14 protein-coding genes and 1 pseudogene are annotated in these 14,740 nt (G+C 60.7%); 8 read left to right on the forward strand and 7 right to left on the reverse strand.

The genetic code is table 11. From position 1 onward, the window contains the following. Positions 1-247: 247 nt before the first annotated feature. Both zigA and WC026_RS02690 read left to right on the forward strand, forming a co-directional pair. Positions 248-1,507, forward strand: a complete 1,260-nt coding sequence (gene zigA, locus WC026_RS02685; protein ID WP_372709261.1) for a zinc metallochaperone GTPase ZigA — start codon at positions 248-250, stop codon at positions 1,505-1,507. A 193-nt stretch (positions 1,508-1,700) separates the two neighbouring features. After that, a complete protein-coding gene (locus WC026_RS02690) occupies positions 1,701-2,681 on the forward strand; it encodes a catalase family peroxidase (protein WP_372709262.1) in 981 nt (326 codons plus the stop codon). A gap of 55 nt (positions 2,682-2,736) precedes the next feature. On the opposite strand, the gene WC026_RS02695 is transcribed toward WC026_RS02690, so the two are convergent. The 4 genes from WC026_RS02695 to WC026_RS02710 form a co-directional block, all read right to left on the reverse strand. Beyond that, a complete protein-coding gene (locus tag WC026_RS02695; RefSeq protein ID WP_372709263.1) occupies positions 2,737-3,267 on the reverse strand; it encodes an SRPBCC domain-containing protein in 531 nt (176 codons plus the stop codon). Between the two features lie 58 nt (positions 3,268-3,325). Continuing rightward, entirely contained in the window at positions 3,326-3,832 is a 507-nt protein-coding gene (locus tag WC026_RS02700) for an SRPBCC domain-containing protein (protein WP_372709264.1), read from the reverse strand. Then, on the reverse strand, positions 3,810-4,166 hold the full coding sequence (locus WC026_RS02705) for an ArsR/SmtB family transcription factor (protein WP_372709265.1): 357 nt from the start codon (positions 4,164-4,166) through the stop codon (positions 3,810-3,812). The genes WC026_RS02700 and WC026_RS02705 overlap by 23 nt, the downstream gene beginning before the upstream one ends. A gap of 267 nt (positions 4,167-4,433) precedes the next feature. Continuing rightward, complete coding sequence (locus WC026_RS02710; RefSeq protein ID WP_372709266.1) at positions 4,434-4,709, reverse strand: YdcH family protein; 276 nt, start codon at positions 4,707-4,709, stop codon at positions 4,434-4,436. A 152-nt stretch (positions 4,710-4,861) separates the two neighbouring features. On the opposite strand from WC026_RS02710, the gene WC026_RS02715 reads away from it, so the two are divergent. From WC026_RS02715 to rpsU, 6 genes and pseudogenes are all read left to right on the forward strand, one after another. Continuing rightward, the gene (locus WC026_RS02715) at positions 4,862-5,068 is read left to right on the forward strand and encodes a DUF465 domain-containing protein (RefSeq protein ID WP_372709267.1); all 207 of its coding nucleotides are present in this window, start codon (positions 4,862-4,864) and stop codon (positions 5,066-5,068) included. 56 nt (positions 5,069-5,124) lie between these two features. Next, positions 5,125-6,144 (forward strand): ligase-associated DNA damage response exonuclease, encoded by a 1,020-nt coding sequence (locus tag WC026_RS02720; protein WP_372709268.1) that lies wholly within the window; start codon positions 5,125-5,127, stop codon positions 6,142-6,144. A 2-nt stretch (positions 6,145-6,146) separates the two neighbouring features. Beyond that, a complete protein-coding gene (locus WC026_RS02725; RefSeq protein ID WP_372709269.1) occupies positions 6,147-8,153 on the forward strand; it encodes a cisplatin damage response ATP-dependent DNA ligase in 2,007 nt (668 codons plus the stop codon). 330 nt (positions 8,154-8,483) lie between these two features. Then, positions 8,484-8,978, forward strand: a complete 495-nt coding sequence (purE, locus tag WC026_RS02730) for a 5-(carboxyamino)imidazole ribonucleotide mutase (RefSeq protein ID WP_372709270.1) — start codon at positions 8,484-8,486, stop codon at positions 8,976-8,978. Positions 8,979-8,989: 11 nt separating this feature from the next. Next, positions 8,990-10,084: a 5-(carboxyamino)imidazole ribonucleotide synthase gene (locus tag WC026_RS02735; RefSeq protein ID WP_372709271.1), complete on the forward strand. Its 1,095-nt coding sequence runs from the start codon at positions 8,990-8,992 to the stop codon at positions 10,082-10,084. Positions 10,085-10,299: 215 nt separating this feature from the next. Continuing rightward, positions 10,300-10,593, forward strand: a pseudogene (rpsU, locus tag WC026_RS02740) (30S ribosomal protein S21); the annotation flags it as partial. Positions 10,594-10,804: 211 nt separating this feature from the next. Here the strand turns inward: rpsU and WC026_RS02745 are convergent. The 3 genes from WC026_RS02745 to WC026_RS02755 all read right to left on the reverse strand — a co-directional run bounded on the left by WC026_RS02745 (position 10,805) and on the right by WC026_RS02755 (position 14,708). Further along, complete coding sequence (locus WC026_RS02745) at positions 10,805-11,623, reverse strand: alpha/beta hydrolase (RefSeq protein ID WP_372709272.1); 819 nt, start codon at positions 11,621-11,623, stop codon at positions 10,805-10,807. Between the two features lie 58 nt (positions 11,624-11,681). After that, positions 11,682-13,070 carry a YiiX/YebB-like N1pC/P60 family cysteine hydrolase gene (locus tag WC026_RS02750; protein ID WP_372709273.1) on the reverse strand — a complete coding sequence of 463 codons (1,389 nt, stop codon included), beginning with the start codon at positions 13,068-13,070 and terminating at the stop codon, positions 11,682-11,684. A gap of 216 nt (positions 13,071-13,286) precedes the next feature. Further along, entirely contained in the window at positions 13,287-14,708 is a 1,422-nt protein-coding gene (locus WC026_RS02755; protein WP_372709274.1) for an NAD(P)(+) transhydrogenase (Re/Si-specific) subunit beta, read from the reverse strand. Positions 14,709-14,740: the final 32 nt, after the last annotated feature.

Raw genomic sequence — 14,740 nt, forward strand, 5'->3', positions numbered from 1 at the left:
GCTCACGTGGCAAGGCGTGTAACCGACGACCTGCACGAATTGATTACGCCAAAGATTAAAAAAATTTGCCGCAGATCAATTGCTGCTCTGCAGATGTTGCGCCGCAAGATCTTTCTTGAAGCACAATCGTTCGCCCCGCGTGACCGTTCGCGCACGACGCATCCGCATCCCCAGCACTGGGAGCCGCACTTGACGGATATTATAACATACACTATTGAAGCCGCCTCGGTTTTTAGGAGACATGCTGATGGACGAGACAATCAACGCGCACTTGCGGGCCGAAGCTGCAACGAAGGACGAGCGTCTGCCGGTCACGGTCCTGTCCGGCTTTCTCGGCGCCGGAAAAACCACTCTGCTCAATCATGTTCTCAATAATCGCGAAGGCTTGAAAGTCGCGGTCATCGTCAATGATATGAGCGAGGTGAACATTGATGCCGACCTCGTCGCGAAGGGCGGAGCCGATCTCTCGCGCACGGATGAAACGCTGGTCGAGATGTCGAACGGCTGCATTTGCTGCACGCTGCGCGATGACCTGCTGAAGGAAGTTCATCGCCTGGCGGCAGAGCGCCGCTTCGATTACCTGCTGATCGAGTCGACAGGTATCGCCGAGCCGCTGCCCGTTGCCGCGACTTTCGAGTTCCGCGATGAAACCGGCAAGAGCTTGTCCGATGTCGCGCGTCTCGACACGATGGTGACCGTGGTCGACGCCGCGCATCTGCTCAAGGATTATTCATCCGTCGATTTTCTGCGTGATCGCGGAGACGCCGCGGGCGCGGATGACGGGCGTTCGCTGGTCGGCTTGCTCGTCGAGCAAATCGAGTTTGCCGATGTCGTCGTCATCAACAAGGTCGACATCGCCAACCGAAGCCAGGTTGCAGCGGCGCGGGCCATCGTTCGCGCGCTCAATGCCGACGCGCGGATCATCGAGACGAGCCATGCCAACGTCGCGGCGCGCGATATCCTCAATACCGGGCTATTCGATTTCGACCCGGCGCATCGGCATCCGACGTGGTTCAAGGAGTTGAACGGCTTCGCGAACCATTCGCCCGAGACGGAGGAATACGGAATTTCAAGCTTCGTCTATCGGGCGCGCGGACCGTTCGAGCCTGAAAAGCTGCACGCGTTTTTTAACACGGCGTGGCCCGGCGTCATTCGGGCAAAAGGCTTTTTCTGGCTGGCGACGCGGCCGCAGTGGGTCGGCGAAGTCAGTCAAGCGGGCGCACTCGTCCGGCACGAGGCGATCGGCTATTGGTGGGCGGCAGTGCCGAAGACGAACTGGCCGGAGGACGAACGCCTTCTCGATCGCATCAACAAGGGATGGCACAAGACGTGGGGCGACCGGCGCCAGGAAATCGTGTTCATCGGCTCGCGCGATATGAACAAAGCTTCCATTATCGCGGAGCTGGACGCGTGCCTGATGGCGACAGCAACCGGCGTTGCAATCGACACGACCTCATGGCGCAAACTTCCGGACCCGTTTCCGGAATGGCATCGCGACGCTGCCTGAGCGCGTGGCGCATCGTTTGCGAATGAAAATCTTCACCTTGCCGTTGGGAAACGTGCGTAGGAATACTGCTGCACGGCTCGCGCGGGATGTTCATTTGTAACAATTGAACATCCCGAAGCGAAGGCGCTATGACAGGAACTTCGGCGGCCCTGTCTATCTGCAGTTTCACCACAGCAACGTGAAGGATCGCACTATGATCTTCAAACGGCTCGTTCCCGCCGCGATTTTTGTCGCAGCTTTCTCTCTTTCACCTGCAGCACCGGCACATGCGGAAGCGGACGCGGAAAGTCTGGTCAATGCTCTCAACGCAGTCTTTGGAGCGCACGATGGTGTCCGCGCAGCGCACACGCATGGTTTCTGCGTCAAAGGCAGCTTTACGCCGACGGCGGACGCCGCGAGTCTCTCAAAGGCACCGCACTTCAATGCCAAGACGCCGGTCAATCTGATCGGACGCTTCTCGATGGGCGGCGGCAATCCAGCGGCTCCGAACTTTCAGAAGGACAACGTGCGCGGCATCGCGCTGCACTTCGACATCGGCAACGGCAATACGACCGATCTCCTGATGATTTCGGCGCCGGTTTTCGTCGCCAAGGATCCCGATCAATTCCTGTCGTTGCTCACGACCGTCGCAACGAAGGATAAGGAGAAGATCGGCGCATTCTTCCAGGCCAATCCGAATTCGACGCGACAAGCCCAATGGCTCAATGCGCGTCCGGTCCCGGCGAGCTTCGCGACCGTCAACTATTGGGGCATCCACGCTTTCACGTTCACGAACGCCGAAGGCAAGACGCAAGTCATCAAGTATAAAGCGCTGCCTGTCGGCGGTGAAGTCGGCCTAACGGACGAAGAGGCGAAAGCGAAAGATCCGGATTTCTACCGCCCGGAACTCAAGGAACGGCTGGCGAAGGGTCCGGCACAATTCACGCTCACCGCTATCCTTGGCGAGCCGGGCGATCCGGTCGACAATCCGACGGAGCTATGGCCGGAAGAGCAGCGCAAATCGGTGACGCTTGGAACGATCTCGATCGCAGGATTTGAAGACGACAAGACGTGCGACGCCGGGGTTTTCGATCCGACGAATGTGGTCGACGGCATCGACGGTCCGGCGAACGACACGATCTTTCCGATGCGCTCGGCCGCGTACGCCGTGTCGTTCGCGCGGCGGGCGAAATAATTCGAAAGCTGACTGCTGAAGACATCCTCGGCAACGCGCCCGAGGATGTCTTGCATTACACCTTACGATCGCCCGCTTGCACTTCGGCGAGATAGTGGTCGAGTTTTTCGAACGTGCCGCCCCAGCCTTGCGTCATGCTTTGGCGGCCCGCGTCGAAGGTTTTCCGTTCGACGGCGTTTTCGTTGATCGGGACCCACGAGAGAGTCACTTTGGTGCGGCCCGATCCCACGTCTTCAAAAGCGAGCGTCGATAGAATTTCGAGCGGCCATTCCTCGTGGAATACATGCCGCGCGAGGCCGCCTTTTTCATCGGAGAACGAATTGACGTAGTCGATGCGCTCGGGCGCGGCGATTTCGCGATAGGCGAAGCGGCCCCACATCGCCGTGCCGTCCGGCGCCTGGAGGCCATAGTGATAGAGGCCACCGGATCGAAAATCCATCGTCGCCGCGATGACCTTGAAGCCTTTCGGTCCCCACCACTGTCGCAGGTGCTCTACCTCGGTGAACGCTTTGAAGACCAGTTCTCGCGGCGCATCGAACACGCGGACCAGGACGAACGGTTCAATACTGTCTCTGATTTCCGTCATGGGTGGTCCTCGAGGTGTCGTGCTCTGCGGACGCTCATGGGCCCGCGAATCCACACCATTACGATCTGCTGCGTTCCGGTGGTCCGGCGATGTGCGCGAGCTGCTCGCCGAGTTGATCAAAGCATTCTTTCCACCCGCTGGCCATGCCGTCGCGCGAGACGACGGACTCGAAGCCCTCCTGCCGAAACGTCATCTTCGTTTTTTTGCCCTCGTCCTCGAAGCTGATGGTGATCAGCGTTTCGTGACCCGGCTTGCCCTTTTCGTCGAGCCAGGCATGCGTCAACACGATGCGGCTGCCTTCGATGATTTCGACGTACCGGCCCTGCAGGCGGTGATCGGCGCCGTCCAACGCGAGCATACGGGCATACCAGCTCCCGCCTTCGCGGAAATCGGTTCGCGCTGCGGGGATCGCGTACCCCCTCGGGGCCGACCATTTGGCGAGATTATTCGGTGTCGACCACATCTGATAGACGAGCATGCGCGGAGCGTCGAAGACGCGCACGATATCGACCGACAACGCCGGTCGTTGTTCCGCATGCCGATCACTTGCTCTTGGCTGAGCCACGCTTTTTCTCCGTTGCTTGCAGCTCGCGCCGATACGCATCGAGCCGATCGAAATCTTGTTCCCAGAGTTTCCGGTATTGCCCGACCCAGTCGTCGACATCCTTCAGGGCCGACGCTTCGAGACGGCACGGCCGCCATTGCGCCGAGCGCCCGCGCGCGATGAGCCCTGCTCGTTCGAGCACCTTGAGATGCTTCGAGACAGCCGGAAGGCTCATATCGAAAGGCTCTGCCAGCTCCGTGACCGACGTTTCTCCAATAGCGAGGCGCGCCAGAATGGCGCGCCGGGTCGGGTCTGCCAGCGCGGCGAACATATCGCTGAGACGATCGGGGGACATTTATATTTAGCCCTTTATTTAAATAACTTATAGGTTAAATACTGACGCACCTTTCAAGCGTCAACGTCCAAAATCCTGTTTCGAAGCGCAAAAAAACGACGACCCATAAGACTGGCAATATCGGGATCGAAAATTTTTAGCCAAGTGTTCAGACGACAAAACGAACGCACAATCGTGCGGCCGAAAATGCAAAAGCCCCGCTCGGCGGGCGTTCAAACGCTCCGCTGGCAGGGCTTTACATATGAAATGTCTGGGGTTTCCGGCAGTCTAGTGACGCGTTTCGCGTCTCAGCCGTTCGATCTCGTCTTTTAGTCTCAACTTCTCTTGCTTCATTCGCCGGATCTCGATGTCGTCCGATCCTGGACCCGAAACCACCCGATCGATCCGTTCTTCAAGGGCCCGGTGCTTTTCCGCGAGTTCTGCAAGATGAGCCGTAATCGCCATCATTTGCCTCCAAAAGAGATTGCAGATGTGAGAATGCTGCCACACGTTTCGCGAGTTGTCCAACGTCTCCGAACACCGGTTTGCAGATTTGATCTCCATTGCACCGCAATCGTCCGTGTGCGCGTTAGAGATTTATGAAATAGTTTCACGCGATTAGAGTCATCATTGAGGCATCTCGCGTTTGCCTGTTGCCAGATCAAAAGCAATCGCCCAAAACGCTGCGAGCGATTGGGCGGGGTAGGGCATTGGTGATGGAGCGGCGTGACGAACGCGAGCTCAGGGAAGAATTGGTGAACCTGCGGGCCGAGCACAGAAAGCTCGACTGCGAGATCGTGTCACTTGAAGATAACCCTCTGGCTGACCAACTTCTTGTCAAGCGGTTGAAGAAGAAGAAGCTCGTCCTCAAAGATCAGATCACGCAGATCGAAGACAAGCTGTTACCCGACATCATTGCCTAAGCGGCCGGATCGTCAGGCTGGCGAGGCATTTTCGAGGCCTTGCGCGTTAGCACGCCATGAGTTCGTCTTCTCCTCCGGTCGATACCTGGCTCTACCCGAGCGAGGCCGGTCTCTTTTGCGAGCCCGGAGGTTTTTATATCGATCCGCACCGATCGGTTGATCGCGCGATCATCACGCACGGTCATAGCGATCACGCGCGTGCGGGGCATGGCGCCGTGCTTGCGACGCGCGAGACCATCGAAATCATGAAGGTGCGTTACGGAGAGACCTGCGCCGGTTCGTTGCAAGCGCTGGCACTCGGAGAGCCGATCGCGATCAACGGCGTCAGCGTTCGCTTGGCGCCTGCCGGGCATATTCTCGGCTCCGCCCAGGTCGTCCTCGAATGGGCCGGCAAGCGCGCGGTCATCTCAGGCGATTATAAACGCGCCGTCGATCCGACATGTACGCCGTTCGAGCTGGTGCCGTGCGACGTTTTCGTCACCGAGGCGACGTTCGCGCTGCCTGTGTTCCGCCACGAAAAAGCGGCGCATGAAGTTGAAAAACTCTTGGGCTCGATGGCCGCGGAACCGGATCGCACGCATTTGATCGGCGCGTACAATCTCGGCAAGTGCCAGCGCATGATCCGCGTCATCCGCGATGCAGGTTACGATGCGCCGATCTATCTGCACGGCGCCGTCATCGCGCTGACCGAGCTTTACCAGAAGCTCGGCGTTGATCTCGACGATGTACGGCCGGCGACGACGGAAGATGCCAAGGAGTTCAGCGGCGGCATCGTCATGTGTCCGCCGTCGGCGCTCGGAGATCGCTGGTCGCGGCGCTTCGGCGATCCGGTCAACGCGTTTGCAAGCGGCTGGATGCGCGTGCGCGGCCGGGCGCGCCAGCACGGCGTCGAGCTGCCTCTCGTCGTTTCCGATCACGTCGATTGGCCGGAACTGATCGCGACCGTGACGGAGGTCGGCGCGGAGGAAATCTGGGTGACGCACGGCCGCGAAGACGCGCTTGTCCATTATCTCGCGACGCGCGGCATCAAGGCTCGTGCACTGGCACTGGTCGGGCGCGAGGAGGAGGCCGAATAGTCATGCGCGCTTTCGCCCGGCTGCTCGATTGCCTCGTCTATACGCAAAGCCGCAATCGCAAAACGGCGCTGCTCGGGCATTACTTCCGGTCGACACCCGATCCCGATCGCGGCTGGGCTTTAGCGGCGTTGACGGACGGTATTCCCGTGCGCTTGCCGTTGCGGCGCATGCTGAGCGATCTCACCGGGCGCTTCATCGATCCCGTTCTGTATCAGCTGTCGCGCGATTACGTCGGCGACACGGCCGAAACGGTCGCGCTGCTCTGGCCGGACGATCCGGTGGATTTGTCACGCCAAACGAATACCCCTACCCCCTCCCCGCAAGGGGGAGGGGAATGGAGTGAAGGCTCCCGCGCTCCCCTTGCCCACGGGCATGATTATCAGACGCAAGACGATATTCGCCGAACATCTCCCCTCTCCTCGACGGGAAAAAGCCGGGGACGGGGTGAGAAGCTCGGCGAGAAATCGCTGCAGTTGTCGCTGGATCTTATCCCCACCCCTAACCCCTCCCGGCAAGAGGGAGGGGAATTGAGCGGAGGCATCTTCGCTCATGTTGTGGATGTGGATATTCAACAGCAGGATGGTCCTCGCCCCACTTCTCCCCTCCCCTCGACGGGGATGGGTCGGGGGTGGGGTGATGCAGGGCATAATTCGGGAGCGGAGCCGGCTTATCTCTCGCTCGGCAACGTCATCGGCGCGATGGCGAGCGGAACGGCGGCGGAACGCACAGTGCGTCTCGGCCAATTCCTCAACGCGCTCGACGCGTCAGGCCGCTGGGCGCTGCTGAAATTGCTGGGCGGCGCACCACGTGTCGGCGTGTCGGCACGGCTCGCACGCACCGCACTTGCAGAAGCCTACGGGCGCGACGTCTCCGAGATCGAGGAAATCTGGCATGCGCTGGAGCCGCCGTATCTCGATCTTTTCGCATGGCTCGATGGCCGTGCGGAGCGTCCCGATCCGGGATCGAAGCCCGTGTTCCGCCCCGTTATGCTTGCGCACCCGGTCGAAGAGGGAGACTGGCCGAAGCTCGCGCCGGAGGATTTCGTCGCGGAATGGAAATGGGATGGCATCCGCGTGCAGGTTTCGGCGCGCGGCGGCGACGTGCGTATGTTCTCGCGCCAGGGCGACGACATTTCGCGCGCATTTCCGGAAATCCGGAGCGCGTTTCAGGGTCATGATTGCGTCGTCGACGGTGAACTGCTGATCATGCGCGACGGCGAGATCGCGCCATTCAACGACTTGCAGCAGCGCCTCAATCGCAAAGCCGTGACGGCGAAAATGATGGCGGCCTATCCGCCGCATGTGCGCCTCTACGACCTTCTGTTCGACGGGCAGGAAGATTTGCGCGCGCTGCCGTTTAGTGAGCGGCGCACGCGGCTCGAAACGTGGTATGCGTCGCATCATCCGCCGTCAACCGACGTGTCGCCGCTCGTCGCCTTCACGACGTTCGAGGATCTCAACGTGCTCTGGTCATCGTCGCGCGCCGAGGGCATCGAGGGCCTGATGCTGAAGCGTCGCGACAGCGCGTATCAAGCCGGGCGCATCAAGGGCCAGTGGTTCAAGTGGAAGCGCGCGGCGCTGACGCTCGATTGCGTGCTGATGTATGCCCAGCGCGGCTCCGGCAAGCGCTCGTCGTATTATTCCGACTATACGTTCGGCGTCTGGCAGGAGGATGCGGACGGCGGACGCCAGCTCGTTCCCGTCGGCAAGGCGTATTCGGGCTTCACCGACGAAGAGCTTTTGCTTCTCGACCGCTGGATCAGAAACAACACCGTCGAGACGTTCGGGCCGGTCCGCGCCGTCGATCCGGGCATCGTGTTCGAGGTGGCGTTCGACGCGGTACATGCCTCGACCCGGCATAAATCGGGCGTCGCGATGCGCTTTCCGCGTATCCATCGTATCCGCTGGGATAAACCGGCGGCCGAAGCCGATACGCTGGAGACGGTTCTTCGCCTGCTGAGCGGCGGTTCCGAAGTGACCGTCGATGACGCCGCACGTCCCACGAGATAAGAGCGGGATCACCAGGCCTACTCCCCTCGACGGGGAGGGGAATAAGGTGAAGCACGATCAACGCGCCGTCGACCTTAAGCTTTCCCCGCCAGGCGAAGGGCAAGGGGATACGATCAGCCCGGTGTTGGCCTTACACTTTCCGTAATAGAAACGGGATCAGGGGATTGAACCGGCTTATGACTCGCGACGGACCAAAAACCGAAAAATCCTTGTAAATACGGCTTTTCTCCTGTACCGACGCGCTTTCCCTTATTTACGGATTCCGTTATTTCCAATGCGTAATAACGATTACGTAATCGGATGCGAATTTCCCTTTGTGAGCCGGGACTTATGACCAAAGCCAAGCCACTCGTCGGAATCATCATGGGCAGCCAGTCGGACTGGCCGACGATGAAACACGCGGCCGACGTCCTGACCGAACTCGGCGTCGCCTTCGAGACCAAGATCGTGTCGGCGCACCGGACGCCCGAGCGGCTTTATTCGTTCGCGAAGGGCGCGAAGGCGGCGGGTCTCAAGGTCATCATCGCAGGTGCTGGCGGCGCGGCGCATCTGCCGGGCATGACCGCCTCGATGACGGCGCTTCCGGTGCTCGGCGTGCCGATCGAGAGCAAGGCGCTCAAGGGCCAGGACAGCCTCTATTCGATCGTGCAGATGCCGGCCGGCGTGCCGGTCGGGACGCTCGCGATCGGCGACGCAGGCGCGAAAAATGCAGGGCTTCTCGCGGCGCAGATTCTGGCGCTTTCCGACGATGCGCTGGCGGAGCGACTCGAGGCCTGGCGACGCCGGCATACCTCCGAAGTTGCCGAGACGCCGACGCAAGGATGACACCAAATTCCATGACTGCACTTCCTCCCGGCTCGACCATCGGAATTCTTGGCGGCGGACAGCTCGGCCGCATGCTGGCGATGGCGTCCGCTCGGCTCGGATTCAAGTCGCACATCTATGCCCCGGAGCCCGATAGCCCGGCGTTCGAGGTCGCGGCGGCGCACACGATTGCCGCTTACGAGGACGAAGCGCAGCTTGCGGCGTTCGCGAAGGCCGTCGACGTCGCCACTTATGAATTCGAGAACATTCCGGTCGCAACCGTCGAGTTTCTATCGCGACGAATTCCTGTTCGCCCCGGTGCGAAGGCGCTCGCCTGCGCGCAGGACCGTCTCAACGAAAAGTCTCTGGCGCGTGAGCTTGGCGCGATGACGGCGGCATTCGCGACCGTCGATAGTCTCGCCGATCTCGAAAACGCGCTCGACGGCGGGTTCGCCATTCCATCCGTCCTGAAGACGCGCCGCTTCGGCTATGATGGCAAAGGGCAGGCAAAAATCCTCCATCGCAAGGATGCGGCGACGGCGTGGGCCGCGATGCGCGATGCGCCATCGATCCTCGAATCCTTCGTCGACTTTCGCGCTGAAGTTTCCATCGTTGCGGCGCGCGCGGCCGACGGAACCTTCGCCGCCTTCGACGTCACCGAGAACGAGCATCGCGACCACATCCTGCATCGCTCCGTCGCTCCGGCGAGCCTCGCTCCGGACGTTGCGGATGAGGCGATCGCCACGGCGCGAAAGATCGCGGAGCGGCTCGATTATGTCGGCGTGTTCGCGATTGAGTTCTTCGTCGTCTCGGACAATGGCCGCGACGGGCTTTTCGTGAATGAAATGGCGCCGCGAGTACACAATTCCGGGCACTGGACGATCGACGGGGCGCTGACCTCGCAATTCGAACAGCATATTCGAGCGGTGGCCGGCTGGCCGCTCGGCGCGACGGACCTCAAGGCTGCAGGCGCCGAGATGATCAATCTCATTGGCGACGACATTCTGACGTGGCCCGAGATTGCCGCCTCGCCCGGCTCGTTCTTCCATCATTATGGCAAGAGGGACGTTCGGCTGGGCCGCAAGATGGGGCACGTCAACCGGCTGCTGAGCAAGGCGCCCGGCTGAGCGAAGCTGGCCCAGTTTTCTGCAGCTTTGAGTTGCGGGCCGGCCCGGCTGGCTCCTCGACCGGCCAGGATTATCCAGGTTTAGCCCCGATTGCCAATCTTCACCGTGTTTGCTACAAGCCCTCAAGAAATCAACGCGAGCCTCGGCGGCAAGGCCCCGGAGCTCGTGTTTTCGTGCATTCAACATCGTCATAATTCTATAGAGGATACAACCGCTTGCAGGTTCTCGTTCGCGATAACAATGTTGATCAGGCTCTGAAGGCGCTCAAGAAAAAGCTACAGCGCGAGGGCGTCTTCCGTGAAATGAAGCTTCGCGGACACTTCGAGAAACCTTCGGAAAAGAGAGCGCGCGAAAAGGCGGAAGCCGTGCGCCGCGCCCGCAAGCTGGCTCGCAAGAAACTGCAGCGCGAAGGTCTTCTGCCGAGCAAGCCGGCGACGGCTCGCGGCGGCCCTGGCGGTAAAGGTGGTCCGGGTGCGGGTCGTGGCGGTCCGGGTGCCGGTGGCGCGGGCGGTGGTTTCCGTGGCGGTCAGTCGGGCGGTGGCTTCAATAGCGGCAACACCGGCGGCGGCTTCAGCGGTGGCGGTGGTGGCTTCAGCAGTGGCGGCGGTGGTGGCGGCGGCTTTAACAGCGGTAGCGGTAGCAGCTTCTAAGAAGCCCTGCTTTTGCGATCGGAATTTCGAAGGCTCGCGATTTTCGCGGGCCTTTTATTTTGGGCAGGGCTCATTCCGCGGCGGTCGCCTGAGCCGAGCGCAACTTGTCGATCCAGAGGTTGATGATCGCAAACGTCATGTCATCGTGCACGGCATGCCCAACGCCGGGGATTGTGATGATGTCTTTCGGGTTGTTGGCGGCCGCAAAAAGACGGCGACCCATTTCGACAGGCACGATGTCGTCGGCCTCTCCGTGCATGACGAAGACTGGCTCGTGCACGTCGCGGATATGGAGCATCGAGTCGTAACGATCCTTGAGCAGGAAGCTCACCGGCAGCCACGGATAGAACTTCTCCGCCAGCTCGACCATCGACGTAAATGGACTGTCGAGGATCACGCCTGACGCCTTTTTCTCGGACGCGACCTGAACGGCGACACCGGTGCCGAGAGATTCTCCATAAAGAATGATGTCTTGCGAGCTTACGCCTTCTCCGAGGAGAGCATCGTAGGCGAGCTTGGCGTCGGCGACGTTCGCCGTTTCCGACGGCGATCCGGTCGAGCCGCTGTAGCCGCGATACGACATCATGAAGATGCCACGGCCGCGGTTGAGATAGCGGCGGATGCTGGCGCTCCTGAATTCCAGCGCACCGCCGTTGCCGTGGAAATAAAGCAGGGTCGGTTGCCCGGGCTTCGCCTTGCCGTACCAGGCGATCAGTTTTTCGCCGTCTGGCGTTGCGATGATGCGCTCGGCGACGTCGGGAAGTCCGGCGGCCTGCGGAAGCGTGCGGGACGGTTCGGGGAAATAGATGAAGCGGCGTTGCGCATAATACATCACTGCCGAGGCGACCGCATAAAGGCCAACGCCGATGATGATAACGGTCTTGAGCAAGACGGTGCCTCAGGCTGTCTCAACACCCCGGAATTCAACTTCGGATCGCCAGTGTTCACTAAAAGCCCTGCCGCACCAAATATCCGATCCGATTGCCGCAACGCTCGCGAATGGATTCGAGTGCTGAAAAGATGTCGAGGCCATGCATCGGCACGCCAGTCTCCATGACCAGTTGCTGATTTTGGCGCTGCAGTTCGTGATAGATCGGTTCGGCCGTCTTGTGAAGCATGGCGACGACGGCAACCGTTTTCCTCGGCATGTTTGAGGGAACGCGCGGAAACACCGAGGACAGCGTCTGCTTCGCGCCTTCGGAAAAATACGATGAAAATCGCCCGAGGAGCGAAACGAGCTTGATCGCCGACGTTTCTTCGAAACGATAGTTGTAGCGCTCCATCCATTCGAACAGCTTGTCCATCGTGAAATCCTGCAGCCGGATGTTGGCTGTCTCACGATAGTCCTGCCATTCGGCGACGAGGTCGAAGCTCGATTCCATATCGATGTCGGCGGGCGCGAACGTCATATCGGTTGCGACGCCGACGCGATCGAGAAAATCGCGGTTCTTGCGGGCGATGTGGGTCGGATACGTCGGCAGAACGAAGCGGCCGCCGCTGGCCTGAGAGAACGCCAGCCTGACGAGCTTCGAGCAGAACAGATTGCGCGTCTCATCAGTTCGCATCGAGAAGTCATAAAGGATGCGCTTGCCGCCCCTGACGCGCGACGCCGCGACGTAATCGAAAATCGATTTGGCGGCGCGGGCCGCGAAATCGGCGTCGCGATTGCGATAAAGCACCGCGCGGACGATGTTGTGGTCGAGCGCCTTACCGAGCGAGCCGATGATCGCGCCGTCCTCAATCAGGCTTTCCACCATCCAGTGGCTGCCGTGATCGTCGATGTGAACGATGCCGATGTGGCTGAACTGGCTGTCGACGTCTCCGATGCGCGCGATGGCGGCGCTATTGTGGGCGCGCCCCCGAACGAGGATGACATCGCCCGACTGGAACGCCACCGCCCGGCCATCGCGGTAGAAGGCGTAGTTGATCAGCGTATTGTTTTCTTCACCCGTAAAGCCGCGCAGCAGGTAACCGGGGTCGCCGGAGTTGGGCTCCAGGCTGGCGATTTCGCCGAGCATGTCCGACATATAGCGAAGCACGCGGAAGACGTCGCGAAAGCCCTGGACGGCGGCGGGCGTCATCAAGCCCAGCATTTCGTAATGCGCGAGCTTTTCGCGCAGGCCGACACGCAGGTCGAAGATCCGGTACATCACCGCGGGCGCGACCCTGGCGATGCTCACGACGTCGTAGTCATCGAAGCGGGCGGCGGCGGCCTGTTCGTAGATGCAGTTCAGGTTGCGTTCGAGAAGCGCCGAACTCGTGACGGGGGAAGCAGCGAGGATCTCGATGCGCTCAAGATCGTTTTCAAATGACGACGACGCCACGGGAGCCAACACGCAAAACCCTCAACCACGGAATGCTGCGCTTATAGCAGACCAATCCGGCTGCCGAGCAGGCGATGCAGCGATGGCTGCACACCTGTTGCAGATCAGCCCCGGACGGCGCGCAGAAAAGACCTAGAGCCCTTCCGCTTCGTTGAATGCGGATCGGCTCTCAATCTTTGTTTATCGTGCTTCTTACCGGAAAACCGTTCCCACTTTTCCGGAAGCACTTTAATGGGCGAGCGCTTTAACAATCTCGTCGGTCATTTTCTTGGCGTCACCAAGAACCATGACCGTATTGTCGCGGTAGAAGACCGGGTTGTCGATACCGGCATAGCCGGACGCCAGCGAACGCTTATTGAAGAACACGGTTCCGGCTTTCCAGACCTGCAGGACGGGCATCCCGTAGATCGGCGAGGTCTTGTCATCTTCCGCTGCCGGGTTGACCACGTCGTTGGCACCGATCACGTAGACGGCGTCAGCCTGGGAGAACTCGCTGTTGATGTCCTCAAGCTCGAAGACCTCGTCGTAGGGGACGTTGGCCTCGGCCAGCAGCACGTTCATGTGGCCCGGCATGCGGCCGGCCACCGGATGGATGGCGTACTTAACCTCGACGCCCTTCTTCTTCAGGGCATCGGCCATTTCGCGAAGCGCGTGCTGCGCCTGGGCGACCGCCATGCCGTAGCCCGGGACGATGATGACCTTGCTGGCGTTGCCAAGCACGTAGGCGGCGTCCTCGGCCGATCCGAGCTTGACTGGCTTCTGCTCGCCGCCACCTGCGGCCGCCGCCGTCTCGCCGCCGAAACCACCGGCGATGACCGACAAGAACTGTCGGTTCATGCCTTTGCACATGATGTAGGACAGAATGGCGCCCGACGAGCCGACGAGCGCACCGGTGATGATCAGCGCGATATTGCCGAGCGTGAAGCCGATGCCAGCCGCGGCCCATCCCGAATACGAATTCAGCATCGAGATGACGACCGGCATGTCGGCGCCGCCGATCGGGACAATGATCAGGATGCCGATCAGCAGGGAGAGAAGAACGATCAGCCAGAACAGCAGCGCCGATCCGCCCGACTGAATGAAGCTGTAGACAACGAAGATCAGGATCAGGCCGAGCGCCGCATTGATGAGATGGCGCGCCGGAAGAAGGATCGGTTTGCCGGACATGCGTCCCGATAGCTTGGCGAACGCAATCACGGAGCCCGTAAACGTGATGGCGCCGATGGCGACGCCGAGCGCCATTTCGAACAGGCTGCCGCCCTTGATGCCAAGCGCGGGGTTGGCGGGGTCGGCAAGAATTCCGAACGCCGACGGCGCGTAAAGGGCGCTGGCCGCGACGAACACGGCGGCAAGACCGACGAGCGAATGGAAGGCCGCGATCAGCTCGGGCATCATCGTCATCGGGATTTCGCGCGCCGTCTTGGCGCCGATGAAGCCGCCGATGCCGAGGCCGAGGCCGAGAACGATCAAGATCCAGGACGTCGCCGTCGGCGCCGCAAGGCCGAGTGTTGTCAGGATGGCGAGCGTCATGCCGATGATGCCGAACAGGTTGCCCTGCCGAGACGTCGCCGGACTCGACAAACCTCTAAGCGCCAGAATGAAGAGCACGCCCGCGGCGAGGTAGGATAATGCGGCGACGTTGGCGCTCATGACGGTATCCTTTGACGGCAGGGATTTTTGGA

This window comes from Hyphomicrobium sp., assembly GCF_041674905.1.
GTDB lineage: Bacteria > Pseudomonadota > Alphaproteobacteria > Rhizobiales > Hyphomicrobiaceae > Hyphomicrobium_B.

Excerpts from the sequence above, each read along its gene's own strand:
- zigA (WP_372709261.1), top strand. The coding sequence starts at position 248 with ATGGACGAGACAATCAACGCGCACTTGCGGGCCGAAGCTGCAACGAAG.
- WC026_RS02690 (WP_372709262.1), top strand. The coding sequence starts at position 1,701 with ATGATCTTCAAACGGCTCGTTCCCGCCGCGATTTTTGTCGCAGCTTTC.
- WC026_RS02695 (WP_372709263.1), bottom strand. The coding sequence starts at position 3,267 with ATGACGGAAATCAGAGACAGTATTGAACCGTTCGTCCTGGTCCGCGTG.
- WC026_RS02705 (WP_372709265.1), bottom strand. The coding sequence starts at position 4,166 with ATGTCCCCCGATCGTCTCAGCGATATGTTCGCCGCGCTGGCAGACCCG.
- WC026_RS02710 (WP_372709266.1), bottom strand. The coding sequence starts at position 4,709 with ATGGAGATCAAATCTGCAAACCGGTGTTCGGAGACGTTGGACAACTCG.
- WC026_RS02715 (WP_372709267.1), top strand. The coding sequence starts at position 4,862 with ATGGAGCGGCGTGACGAACGCGAGCTCAGGGAAGAATTGGTGAACCTG.
- WC026_RS02720 (WP_372709268.1), top strand. The coding sequence starts at position 5,125 with ATGAGTTCGTCTTCTCCTCCGGTCGATACCTGGCTCTACCCGAGCGAG.
- WC026_RS02725 (WP_372709269.1), top strand. The coding sequence starts at position 6,147 with ATGCGCGCTTTCGCCCGGCTGCTCGATTGCCTCGTCTATACGCAAAGC.
- purE (WP_372709270.1), top strand. The coding sequence starts at position 8,484 with ATGACCAAAGCCAAGCCACTCGTCGGAATCATCATGGGCAGCCAGTCG.
- WC026_RS02735 (WP_372709271.1), top strand. The coding sequence starts at position 8,990 with ATGACTGCACTTCCTCCCGGCTCGACCATCGGAATTCTTGGCGGCGGA.
- WC026_RS02755 (WP_372709274.1), bottom strand. The coding sequence starts at position 14,708 with ATGAGCGCCAACGTCGCCGCATTATCCTACCTCGCCGCGGGCGTGCTC.